Source organism: Pedobacter sp. GW821-FHT01D05 (genome assembly GCF_059422505.1).
On record NZ_JBWKXA010000002.1, the window covers coordinates 455,558 to 468,529 of the forward strand.

The following is a 12,972-nucleotide window of genomic DNA, read 5'->3' on the forward strand; positions in this document are numbered from 1 at the left end:
TAAAATCATTCTAAATTTGTAACTCCTTTAAGCTAAGATGACAAAAAAGAAAAAGACAGTTGGTAAAACTGACGCTGATGTAATTTTAATAGGGGCTGGCATCATGAGTGCAACCCTGGGTGTTTTGTTAAAACAATTAGAGCCCAATTTAAGCATAGAAATTTACGAACGTTTAGATATTGCGGCGGCAGAAAGTTCTGATGCCTGGAATAATGCCGGAACGGGACACTCTGCTTTTTGCGAATTAAACTATACGCCCGAAAAGAAGGATGGTACGGTTGAAATAAAAAAGGCGGTTCAGATTGCAGAACATTTTGAAGTTTCTAAACAATTTTGGTCATATTTAGTGAACAAGGGATTGGTTTCTGACCCTTGTAATTTTATCCGCAATATTCCTCACATGAGTTTTGTTTGGGGAAAAAAGAATGTAGAATACCTAAAAAAACGCTACGATGCATTAACGCAATGCGACCTGTTTAGCGACATGCAATATACAGAGGATACCGAGCTTGTAAAAAACTGGGCACCCTTAATAATGGATGGCCGTAAAAAGGGCGAAAAAGTTGCAGCAACAAAGATGGATCTGGGAACCGATGTTAATTTCGGAACCTTAACCCGTGATATGTTTAACAACTTAAAGGAACAAAGCAATGTTAATCTGCATTTCAATCACGAAATCCGCGACCTGAAAAAGAATAAAGACGGCAATTGGATCGTAAAAGTTAAAGATTTAGAAACCGGCGATAAACGTAAACGTGTAGCTAAATTTGTATTTATCGGTGCCGGTGGCGGTTCTTTGCCATTATTGGAAAAATCGGATATTCCTGAGGGAAAAGGTTTTGGCGGTTTCCCTGTTAGTGGGCAATGGCTGAAATGTACCAATGAAGAAATTATCAAAAAACACCATGCAAAGGTATATGGTAAGGCAGCGGTTGGTGCGCCACCAATGTCGGTTCCACACTTAGATACCAGAATGATTAATGGCAAACAGGCATTATTATTTGGCCCGTATGCTGGTTTCTCTACCAAATTCCTTAAAAATGGCTCATTCCTGGATTTACCAAAATCAATTAAATTTAACAACATCCGTCCGATGCTCTCTGCCGGATTGCATAACCTCGATTTAACCAAGTATTTAATAGAGCAGGTTAGGCAGTCGCCAGAAGACAGATTGGAAGCGTTGAAAGAATATTTACCAACTGCCGAACTTAAAGATTGGGAACTGGAATATGCCGGGCAGCGTGTTCAGGTAATTAAAAAAGACGAAAAACAAGGCGGTATTTTAGAGTTTGGTACAGAGGTGGTAAGTGCTGCTGATGGTTCTATTGCAGCTTTGCTGGGCGCTTCTCCTGGTGCATCAACAGCTGTTTCTATCATGCTCGATTTATTAAACCGTTGCTTTGCAGAAGATTTAGCTACCGACGAGTGGCAGGCGAAAATCAAAGAAATGATTCCGACTTATGGAAAATCACTTGCGGAAGATGCGGATCTTTGTAAAGAAACCAGAAACAGAACCTCAAAAGTGCTAAAAATTGAAAATGCTGTAATAGCTTAATTGAAACAACGATATATCTTATACAAAGTCCCGGTGTAAATCGGGACTTTTTTGTTTTAGGTATTTCCATGGTCTGTGTCCGCACAGAGACCATAATGGGATAGGTAATTGATCATTTGCATCACCAAACGTTCCTACGGAACGAACACAAATAACAAAATGTTATTTGCTACCTATCATTCGTCCCGAAGGGACGGCCGATACGTTATAGCTATCTGTCATCATATTCTTACGGATGGTTCATGAGTAACATTGGTTTTCTTTCGTTCCGTTAGGAACGTTTCACAGGTAACACTTGAGGAGAAATATTTTTTCGTTCCGTAGGAACGTTTGGTGTTTTTCTCTTCACAGGCCTTACCTCAATAAACCTGATGGGAACGGCAGCTCCCGATTGTTCATCGGGACTACAGTGTACAGCAGGACTACAGTAACCAATAGCAAACCGGACCTTGCTTTTCAAAAAAATGAGACATATCCTTACCACGCAAAAGAGGGTATCCAATTGCTTGAATACCCTCTTTTGTGAAAAATACTTTATGGTTAAGCCGCAATTACTTCTGCAACTTCATCGGCAGAAATATCACTGTGCGATGCTTCCAATACACACTCGCCATCTTTAATTAATAAGATCTGTGGCGATTGGTGTGCTACCTGAAACACTTCGGCGATCTGATTGGAAATATCACGATAACTAATTAAATCTAAAAAGTAAAGTTTTGTGTCTGCAGGAATGATGTCCCAATCAAATTCGAAGTTCTTTTTGGCCATTAAACTAATTGAGCAACGTGTGCTGTGCTTAAAAATAAGGCTAAAACCGCTTGCATTCTTGATCTCGTCAAGCTGTTCTATTGAAGTTAAGTTAACCCAAGTCATGATATTATACGTATTGTTTTACAGGACAACAATTACAGTTAAATAAAGTTCTGTAAATGACCTGAATATGAGATTACAAATGAGATAGATTAATTCCTTCTGCGTTTTCCTTCTGGATAAGATCCGTAAGCAGGACAAAGTTTAGAAGAACAAGATTCTAAAATGGTAATGGTGCAAAACACCGCCAATAGTAAGATGGCTACTTTTTTCATCCGTATATATATTGTTATTTCAATGGTGATGAAGCGATCATGAACGAGTTATGATGGTTTCATCGGGATCTGTTAATTTTTAAACTTCTAAGTTACAAATAATTATTAAAACGCAAGTTTAAATTTGAGCCGAAAAATCAGCCATTTTAATGGCAGTAATTGCAGCCTCATCTCCTTTATTGCCATGTTTGCCACCAGCACGGTCTTGCGCCTGCTCTAGGTTATTGGTGGTTAAAACCCCGAAGATAACCGGTTTACTATACTTAATGCCAACATTGGTTATACCCTGTGCCACTGCATCGCAAATAAAATCGAAATGTTTTGTGTCGCCCTGAATCACACACCCTAAACAGATTACGGCATCTATATCGCTTCTTTTGCTCAATAGAATTTCTGCACCACCTGTTAATTCAAAACTTCCCGGCACAGGTAAAGAAATTATATTTTCTTCAGCAACACCATTAGCTAACAATGTTTTTAATGCACCATTGTACAAAGCACCGGTAATTTCGGCATTCCACTCGGCTACAATAATTCCGAATGTGTAGTTAGCTCCACTCGGAACTGTGGTGTGAGAGAAATCAGATAGATTTTTTAATTGTGTTGACATGGGGCAAAGATAATGTTATGCTTCGAATGTTAAAAACCTTAATGTTTGTTACTTGTAACATTTAGTTCAGTTATGGTTAGCTTAGTATAATAATCAGATAAAATTTTAATCGCTTATGGAATTTTTACGTTCTGCCCATCTATATTAAAACGCAAAGCCATCTTATGAACATATCATTACGTATCTCCGCTTTATTTCTTTTTACCTTTTTGTTTTCCTTCGATGTTTCTGCTCAGCATAAATATACGCTGGCCGATTTTTATCGGGTTGACTCTCTTGCTAACCAAGCCAAACCCAAGGATGCCCTGACTTTGATCGAAAAAATAAATCAAGCGGCACAGAAAGAGAACAATGCACCATTATTGATCAAATCAGTTATCTACCGGATGATGTTTCAAAGCTATTTGGAAGAAAATGCCTTTGATAAAATTTTGGTTAACCTGTGCACAGACATCAACAATGCCAAACAACCCGAAAAAAGCATTTTACAGTCGCTTCTAGCCGAAACATATTGGAATTATTTGCAACAAAACAGGTGGCAAATTGGATCGCGAACACAAGTACAGGGCGATATTGGCAATGACATTAAAACCTGGAGCATTAAAAAACTAAATGAGGAAACGATAAAGTACTACCTGTTATCGTTAAAAGAAGCCAAAATTTTACAACAAACTAAAGTTGATGTTTTGGATGCCGTTTTGGCGGGTGATAAAAATAACCGGAATTACAGGCCAACGCTGTACGATCTGCTTGCACACCGGGCTATCGATGTTTTTAGCAACACACAGATTAACCTTACACAATATGATGATGACTCAATTGATATGAGCAATGCCGCTTGGTTTGGCAACAGACAGGATTTTTTAGCGATGGAACTCACAGATGACAGTACATTGTTTAAACCGCAAGCCTTACTGTTATTTAAAAACCTGATCAGATTTCATCAAAACAGCAATAACTTTTCGGCATTGGCGGATGTTGATTTAAAACGCTTAAAATTTATACAACGAAATTTTAGTGGCGATAATCAGGAATTATACAATAACGCTTTGCGTAATTTAGCCGAACAAAGCACCCAGGCCGAAGTTTATGCCGATATTTTATATGAACAGGCACTGATGCATAAAAATGCGCAATTGCCTGTTGATACCAACAGACAAAATCTTTTAACAGCCGTTGCTTTAGCTAAGAAGGCTGTTGAGGCCTATCCTAAAAGTATCGGTGCTCAAAATGCAGAAAATTTAATCAGGCAGATTAAAAGCAGCGAATTGTCAATTAAAATAAAAGGATATATCCAGCCGGATAAACCTGCACAGTTATATTTATCATATAAAAATACAGATACAGTACATATTAGGCTGTTTAAAGCACCCGAACCCCATAATGATTACGAACAGTTTAAAAACAAAGATGGCTTTTTAGCTTTTTTTAATCAAAATAAAATAATCAAAAAATGGTTTGTGATAGTGCCGAAAACCAGTGATTACCAAAGCCATACCTTAATTGATAAAATAGACAGTTTACCCTTTGGTAATTATACCTTGATTGCCCAAACTGTTAACCGCGAACAAAAAGATACTGTTTATAGCAATATTAATTTTAAGGTTACTGCAATGGCTGTAATCAACAGGCGCAATATTGAAAAACATGAATATTTTGTTAGCCAGCTGAGCAACGGTGCACCATTAAAAAATGTTAAAATCCAGCAACAGCGATATGATTATAACAAGCGGAAATACATTAATGGCGATTTAATTACCACTGATGAAAATGGTTATGCAACGACAAATGAAACCGATAGGAATATGTCTTTTGCGGTGGCGACTTTTGGGAAAGACGAATTGAAATTAAACATCAATAATTATAACAGCTATCGGGATGACGATGATAAAGAGCGTGTAATTCTTTTTACTGATAGACCTATTTATCGACCGGGTCAAACCATTTACTATAAGGGTATATGCTTGCAATCGGAAGATGGCAAAAATAAAATTGTGGTAAATAAGGTAATTGAGGTTTTTTTTAACGATGCCAATGGTAAGGAAATAGCAACAAAAAATGTTACCAGTAATGATTATGGTACTTTTCAGGGTTCCTTTAGTATACCAATGGGGAAACTAAACGGCAACATGGAGATCGAAACCGATTATGGACGTATTAATGTGCAGGTTGAAGAATATAAACGCCCAACTTTTGAAATCGTTTTTGATAAGCCCAACCAAAAATACAAATTAAACGATAGTATTAAAGTACATGGTAAAGCCAGTGCTTTTTCTGGATATTCAGTAAGCAATGCGAAAATAAATTATAAGATCTTCCGCAGGGCAATCTACGATTATCGGTCAAATTATGCACAGCATGCAGCAATTTATGGTTCAAGGGGTTTCGAGAGGCAGCAAATTGCCATTGGCAGAACAAGTACCAAACCGGGTGGTAAATTCGATATTACCTTTTTTGCAAAGGCCACCAATACCAAACAGAATTATAGCTACGAAATTGAAACTGAGGTAACAGATTTAAATGGCGAAACCCGAACGAAAACTATGGCTATAAATGTGGGCCAAAAAGATATCAATCTTAGTGTCAGTGCCGAACAGGTTATTTATGTAAGCAATAAAACCGATAGTATCCAATTCTGGGTAACCAATTTAAACAACGAACCCATTAAAGCGAATGTTAAGGCCGAATGGAGTTTGTTGCAGGCACCATCCAGGTTAATGAACAAGAGTCCGTTTTATGCCGAAAACTATGCATTAAGTAAAGAGGCGTTTATTAAGTGTTTTCCTAATGAGGATTATAATAACGAACTCGAAGTAGCCAAATGGCCCATAAAATCGGTAGAATTAAAGCAAAACCCGACGGCCAAAAATGGTCGGGGGAGTTTAACCTTCAATCAGAAAAATCTAAAACCAGGTTATTATAAAATCAATTTAATAGCCATAAACGAGCAAAACGATTCCATTAGCGTAGATAAGTATTTAGTTATTTATAAGGAAGAGCCGGCAACGATACAATCTAATATCGAATGGATTGCCGCTGAAGTAAGTGTAATAAAACCGACTGAAAGTGCTGTTTTTCGCTTGGCAGGCTTAGCAGATAACAGCAGGGCTTATTATGAAGTTTATTATCGTGATAGTATAGCCGAAAAGGTATGGCTTAATCTATCGCCAAAGCAAAGTTTTGTTAAAATTAAACCGAAAGGTAATTACGAGAATGGTTTTGCCGTACAGTTTACCATGGTACATCAAGGTATGATTTACAGTTCTATGCAACAGGTTAAAATTATAGATCCGAAAAAAGAGTTAGATATTAAATTTTTAACCTTTAGAAATAAACTGCAGCCCGGAGAAAAGGAGAGTTGGAAGCTGCAGATCAGTAATAAAAATGGCGAGAAACAGATGGCCGAAATGGTAGCTACGCTATACGACGCAAGTTTGGACGACTTGAAAAGAATGGATTGGAATACGCAGTTACCAACAGGCTTTAACTACTATTTTTACACTTGGAACTTCAATGTAAATGATGTCGCTAACGCGGGTTATTTATGGTTTTTACGATCTGAAAATAATCATGGTGTAATTACACGTGGTTACGAAAGTCTTAATTTATTCGGTTACAATTACTATGGTGGTTACAACTATAGTTACCGTAATTACATAAACAGTCTGAAAAGGACAAAAAAAAGAGGTTTATCTCCTGAGGCTGTTCAGAAATTAGCTGAGTTGGCCAATGGTAAATTAACCCACGGTGTGGTATTCGATGAACATGGTGAAATATTACCAGGTGTACAGGTGAAATCTGGCAAAACAATAACCACTACTAATGTTTTTGGTATTTATACCATTGATGCTAAAGCAGGAGAAACCTTGAGTTTTGCTTTTGTAGGTTTTAAAAACCAATCTATAAAAGTAGGCGCTAAAAAACGGATAGATGTAAGCCTGAAGGAAGATGGAAATGCTTTAAATGAGGTGGTGGTTGTGGGCTATGGGTCGCAGAAAAAGGAGGTGGCAAGTGCATCGGTACAGATCAGAGGTTCAGCTACCTTGCAAGGGAAGGCAGCAGGTTTAAGTGCAGCGCCACCAACAGTCGAAAAGTTAAAAGGGGAAGCAGTTGCAGTAGATGATGCGGGATCATATGATTTCGTAAGCATTAACAGTTACGACCCTAAAACAGGTTTGGAAATCGTAAATGGCAAGCCTGTCATCAAAAAACCTAACATCGCGCCACGTACCAATTTCAACGAGCTCGCATTTTTTTATCCTCAATTGATAACCGATGCCAAAGGCGAAATCAAGATCGAGTTTACCATCCCGCAAAGTTTAACACGCTATAAAATGATGGGGTTTGCACATACCAAAGATTTAAAAACGGCATCGATCATCAACGAATTGGTTACCCAAAAACAGTTGGCCATTGCCATTAATGCCCCACGTTTTTTCCGCGAAGGGGATACCATTTTATTAAGCGCCAAACTAAATAACCTGGCGGGCAAAAAACTTATCGGCAATGCCAGTTTAGTACTTACCGATGCCTTAACAGCTAAACCGATCCAGATTTTTGAGGCAAACGAAAAAACCGAAAAAACTTTCGAAGTTGATGATGCAGGCAACACCGTTTTAAAATGGACATTAATTATTCCATCTGGTATTAGTGCCATAACCTATAAAGTTTTGGCCCAAAGTGGCAAGTTTAGCGATGGTGAAGAAAATACCATTCCGGTTTTGGCAAATGCCATGTTGGTTACCGAAAGTATGCCCATAAACGTACGCGGTAATACAACTAAAACTTTCGATTTTGAGAAGCTGGAGAAATCAGGAGCTTCAAAAACCTTGCGTAACCAAAGTTTAACTTTCGAGTTTACCTCAAATCCCATCTGGTACGCTGTGCAGGCATTGCCTTATTTGATGGAATATCCCTATGAGTGCGCTGAGCAAACTTTTAGCCGGTTTTATGCCAATAGTTTTGCAACAGGTATTATTAATTCGTCACCTAAAATTAAAACCGTTTTCGAACAATGGCAAAACACAAATAATGGCGAAGCCCTCTTATCTAACCTGGAAAAAAACCAGGAGCTCAAATCAATTTTGTTAGAAGAAACACCTTGGGTACGTAATGCCGATAATGAAAACGAGCGTAAAAAACGTTTAGCCATACTTTTCGATTTAAATAGAATGACTTACGAGTTGAAAAACAACTTCGAAAAGTTAGAGAAAATGCAATTTAATAATGGTGCCTTTCCTTGGTTTAATGGCATGCAGGAAGATCGGTACATCACACAGCACATTGTTTTAGGCATGGGCCAGTTAAAAAAACTAAAACTGATTGACGAAAAAGCTTATCCTAATTTTAATGTAATGCTTAACAAAGCCATTATTTATTTAGATGCACAGCTGGTTAAAGATTATAAAGATGAAGTGAAAGGAAAACGTTTTGCCTATTTACCTTTGCACTACCTATTCGCCAGAAGCTACACCAATCAAAAAAACAACAATGCAGATTTTTTAAAGGCCAAAGATTTCTATCTAAAAAAATTAATAGCGAACTGGAAAACATTTGATACGTACCAGTTGGCACAAACCGCCTTGGTTTTAAATAGAAACAGCAATGAGGTAGAAGCCAAAAAAATCATTACGTTATTAAATCAAACGGCTCAGCAAAATGATGAACTCGGCATGTATTGGGCTACCAATAAAGCTGGCTGGTGGTGGTACCAAAGCCCGATAGAAACACAGGCTTTATTAATAGAGGCTTTCGACGAGGTGACTAAAGATGCCAGATCGGTGGAGGAAATGAAAATCTGGTTGCTTAAAAACAAACAGACCAACGATTGGAAAACAACCAAAGCTACTGCTGCTGCCTGTTATGCATTGTTAATGAAAGGTACCGACTTATTAAGTGAAAGTAATGATCCTGAAATTATGATCGGAAATCAAAAACTAGCCGATTTACAACAGCCAAATGCCACAAAAGAAGCCGGAACGGGTTATCAAAAATTAACTATTGCAGCGGCTAATGTAAAACCAGAAATGGGGAAAGTACAGGTTAAAAACAATAACCAAACCATAGCCTGGGGCGCATTGTACTGGCAATATTTTGAGCAACTGGATAAAATTACCCCGGCCAATACAGGTGTTAAAATCAACAAGCAATTATTTGTCCAAAAAGCTAGCGCAAAAGGCGATGTTTTAATTCCGCTTACGGCAACCAATATTTTGGCCCCTGGCGATTTATTGAAAGTGCGTATTGAAATTTATTGTGATCGGGATATGGAATATATTCATTTGAAAGATATGCGCTCATCGGGTTTTGAACCTGTAAACGTAACTCTAGGTATAAATATCAGGATGGTTTGGGTTATTATGAAAGTACAAAAGATGCTTCAACCAATTTCTTTATCAGTTACATGCCTAAAGGAACCTACGTATTTGAATATCCCCTGCGGGTTACGCATGCCGGAAATTTTTCAAATGGAATTACCTCTTTGCAAAGCATGTATGCACCTGAGTTTACAACACATTCTGCAGGGATAAGGGTAAATGTAAAACCTTAAGAGGTTGGCCGCCTAGAGCGAAGCGGAAAGCTACAGAGTAAACCGAGCTTTAAGCGAGTTCACCGAAGGTAATTTATTTCAGGGGCTAACCAACGAAGCACAAGTGGTTGTATCATAAATATAGATTTTTCATCCTGAGCTTGTCGAAGGACCTGCTTAAATACGATTTAGGGTGTTTCGACAGGCTCAACATGACCTCATCTGAGGTGAAATCGCCTTTATGATACAACCTCTTAAATTACATTAAGTAAGTTTAATATTGGTATAGGTTGCCCCGATAGGGATAATTTTTTCTCCAATCCAAATTTGGCTGCGGTCAAATTTGGATATTTTATTTTTAGCTACAATAAAAGCCCGGTGACAGCGGATAAAATCTGCTTTTGGCAACAGTTCAGCCAAATCGTTAATGGTAATCCTTGAGCTTAAAAGTTTGTTTTTTAGCTGGATCTGGGTATAGTTGCCTGAGGCCTCCACATAAAGAATTTCGTCCAACTCCACTTTAATCTGCTCGTAACCGTCTTTTACGAAAATATATTCTGTTTTTGTTCCCTGCTTCTGGTTGCGCAGGTTAAATAGTTCCTGGGCTTTATTGCAAGCCTTTAAAAAACGAGAAAGTGAAAAAGGTTTTAACAGATAATCGACAGCATCGAGCTCAAAACTCTGCACAGCATGCTCCGTATAGGCCGTTGTAAAGATAACCATTGGGGGCTTGTTCAAACTCTTTAAAAAATCAATACCACTGATATCTGGCATTTTGATATCCAGAAAAATTAAATCAACCTTGTTTTGCTGAAGATAGCTGATGGCAGCAAAGGCATCGGTAAAAGTTTGTTGCAACGTTACAAATGGAACTTTTGAGGCGTGTGATTGTATAATCTCTAAAGCAATCGGTTCATCATCTATAGCAATGGCAATCATTTTGTATTTGTGTTGGTGGATATCAGGCGGAGTGTAGTCGAAGCCAATTATCTGGTAAAATTTGTATGCTCGTAATGTTTTTACAAATGGATAGTTCTTTAAGTTTATCCCAGTTATCGTTTATAATGGCCTCTTTCTTTTTTCTGGACCAGCCTTTAACTTGCTTTTCAAAGCTAATCGCTTCATTAATATCTTCAAAGTGCTCGCAAAATACTAAAACTAGCGGTCTTTTTGTTGAAGTATAGCAAGTTGGATTTATAGCATTATGATGTTCATATAACCGTCTATTAATATCATTGGTAACCCCTGTGTAATATGAATTATCAGCACATTTTAGAATATAAACGGTGTAGGTATTCATATTTTTATTTTGACTTGTCGGTACTTCGTCTTTGCTTTATACTAACGCGTGGTGTCATCCTGAGCGGAGTCGAAGGACATTTTAAATATAATAAAATCAAGATTAATCCCAACAGATATTTTTGATCTACTGCCCTTCGACTACGCTCAGGGTGACAGTCGCAGATAAATTATCATTTATATTGACATGACAAATTATGGGTTGCCATAAGCAAAGTCGAAGGACTAATCCAACGTCAAAGTTAAATGAACAAAAAACTCATTTGCACTTTCACGGATAATCAATTCGTGTTTTCCATGATAAAGTAATGATAAGCGTTGTTTAACATTTTCTAGTCCGATACCACTTTTTAATTTTTCCGGATCGTTATCTGCCTTGATGTAAATGCTATTGCTTACATCAAAATATAAAGTTTTTTCTTTGGTTTGCAGTGTAATCTTAATGTACGAAGGCTGTTGCAGGCTGATACCATGTTTAAATGCATTTTCTATAAATGGAATCAACAGCATCGGCGTAATCTGCAGGTTATTCAACTGCTCTTCAATATGTGTATCAATCCTGATATCTGCAGAGCGGGAGGTACGGAGCTTTTGCAAATCAATATAATTGTTCAGGTATTCTACCTCGCGGGTTAATGAAATTTTATCCTGGGTATTTTCATGGAGCATAAAACGCATCATATCACCCAGTTTCTGGATCCCTTCGCCTGTTCTTTCTGCATTTTCCTGCAAAGCTGTTCCAAACAGTGTATTTAAAGCATTGAACAAGAAGTGCGGATTGATCTGCGATTTTAAGAAATTAAGGTTCGCATCCGATTTACCCAACTCCGTTTTAAGCATCTGGATTTCGCTGAGTTTTTCAAATTTATGCTTGTAAACATACCAGGCAGATGGCGTAGTAATACACATTAAACATATTGCATTGAAAATTAAAGTAATGGGTACGGCTTCGCCATTGTGCATAAAGGGGATTAAGATCATGAGCAGTAGCAGCGAAATGATAATGGTTAAACCTACATTTCCCCAAAAATACCGACCAAAACCTTTAAAATTCTTTCTGAGATTTGGAATGATGTAATAAATAGCACAAAAGGCAAAGAAAATATTTACGGGTGGTACAATTAGCCAGATAATCAATATTTCGTGATCGATCTTTAAAGAAAGTATTGCGGCAAATACCATGAGCGAAATCAACCAGACTTTAGTTGAAATAAAAATTTCTGGGATGATGTTGTTATTGTAATGCTTTAAAAAGGGAATTCTTTTTAGTAGTTCTAAACCCCGCTCATTAAAATATGCGTAGGCATTAAAAAGCAGGTAAAGAAAAAAGATATATGTAAAAGCCTCTCCAAAAAAGATACCGTAGGCATTTTCGATGTTATCATATTCTAACAGTCGGTAAGCTTGAGAATAGGTGTTAAAAACCATCCATGCAACAACAGAAAACGATGTTACCAAAATGCTAAGAATAAGATTGAGTGCGATGTTTTTCCTGTTTGCCAGTTGAGGCATGAAGCAAAAATTGAACAATAAAAAACTGATATATAAAATGCTGATCTTAAATACTTCGGGTACAAAGAAATTTGATATTACACTATAATCGATTTGGCTTTCTTCAAAACGATACGAATTACCCCTGTTATAAACGGTAGACGAACAAATACTGATCAATGCCAGAATATATAGTGTTGTAGAAATCCAAAACTCAAGCTGGTTGATGTTTTTGGTTTTTATTGACGGGTTGCCTGAAAGAATTACCATTTGTTTTAGTTTATACCACAATTTTACGAAGAGAATTTACATCTATATTTAAAATGTGATGGATGAGCTAAAAAATGTGATGAATGAACAGGATTTTTAGGATTATTTGATTTTAAGATTAAGTTTCTTGTTC

General features: G+C 37.3%; 6 protein-coding genes and 1 pseudogene. 2 read left to right on the forward strand and 5 right to left on the reverse strand.

The window, feature by feature from the left end:
* The first annotated feature begins 37 nt into the window (after nucleotides 1–37).
* Nucleotides 38–1,555 carry a malate:quinone oxidoreductase gene (locus AC07VK_RS10030; protein ID WP_492954101.1) on the forward strand — a complete coding sequence of 506 codons (1,518 nt, stop codon included), beginning with the start codon at nucleotides 38–40 and terminating at the stop codon, nucleotides 1,553–1,555.
* A gap of 540 nt (nucleotides 1,556–2,095) precedes the next feature.
* On the opposite strand, the gene ytxJ is transcribed toward AC07VK_RS10030, so the two are convergent.
* Together ytxJ and ribH are read right to left on the reverse strand one after the other, a co-directional pair.
* Complete coding sequence (ytxJ, locus tag AC07VK_RS10035) at nucleotides 2,096–2,428, reverse strand: bacillithiol system redox-active protein YtxJ (protein ID WP_492954100.1); 333 nt, start codon at nucleotides 2,426–2,428, stop codon at nucleotides 2,096–2,098.
* A 330-nt stretch (nucleotides 2,429–2,758) separates the two neighbouring features.
* Nucleotides 2,759–3,250, reverse strand: coding sequence for a 6,7-dimethyl-8-ribityllumazine synthase (gene ribH, locus AC07VK_RS10040; protein ID WP_492954099.1), 492 nt, complete (start codon nucleotides 3,248–3,250; stop codon nucleotides 2,759–2,761).
* A gap of 1,805 nt (nucleotides 3,251–5,055) precedes the next feature.
* On the opposite strand from ribH, the pseudogene AC07VK_RS10045 reads away from it, so the two are divergent.
* Nucleotides 5,056–9,800 (forward strand): annotated as a pseudogene (locus tag AC07VK_RS10045) (alpha-2-macroglobulin family protein).
* Between the two features lie 243 nt (nucleotides 9,801–10,043).
* Here AC07VK_RS10045 and AC07VK_RS10050 read toward each other — a convergent pair.
* From AC07VK_RS10050 to AC07VK_RS10060, 3 genes are all read right to left on the reverse strand, one after another.
* On the reverse strand, nucleotides 10,044–10,718 hold the full coding sequence (locus tag AC07VK_RS10050) for a LytR/AlgR family response regulator transcription factor (RefSeq protein WP_492954097.1): 675 nt from the start codon (nucleotides 10,716–10,718) through the stop codon (nucleotides 10,044–10,046).
* A 22-nt stretch (nucleotides 10,719–10,740) separates the two neighbouring features.
* Nucleotides 10,741–11,079: a GIY-YIG nuclease family protein gene (locus AC07VK_RS10055; protein WP_492960208.1), complete on the reverse strand. Its 339-nt coding sequence runs from the start codon at nucleotides 11,077–11,079 to the stop codon at nucleotides 10,741–10,743.
* Nucleotides 11,080–11,303: 224 nt separating this feature from the next.
* Nucleotides 11,304–12,839 (reverse strand): sensor histidine kinase, encoded by a 1,536-nt coding sequence (locus tag AC07VK_RS10060; protein WP_492954095.1) that lies wholly within the window; start codon nucleotides 12,837–12,839, stop codon nucleotides 11,304–11,306.
* Between the last annotated feature and the right edge of the window lie 133 nt (nucleotides 12,840–12,972).

Coding starts and splice junctions, on each gene's coding strand:
- ytxJ (WP_492954100.1), bottom strand. CDS start 2,428: ATGACTTGGGTTAACTTAACTTCAATAGAACAGCTTGACGAGATCAAG.
- AC07VK_RS10060 (WP_492954095.1), bottom strand. CDS start 12,839: ATGGTAATTCTTTCAGGCAACCCGTCAATAAAAACCAAAAACATCAAC.
- AC07VK_RS10050 (WP_492954097.1), bottom strand. CDS start 10,718: ATGATTGCCATTGCTATAGATGATGAACCGATTGCTTTAGAGATTATA.
- AC07VK_RS10030 (WP_492954101.1), top strand. CDS start 38: ATGACAAAAAAGAAAAAGACAGTTGGTAAAACTGACGCTGATGTAATT.
- AC07VK_RS10055 (WP_492960208.1), bottom strand. CDS start 11,079: ATGAATACCTACACCGTTTATATTCTAAAATGTGCTGATAATTCATAT.
- ribH (WP_492954099.1), bottom strand. CDS start 3,250: ATGTCAACACAATTAAAAAATCTATCTGATTTCTCTCACACCACAGTT.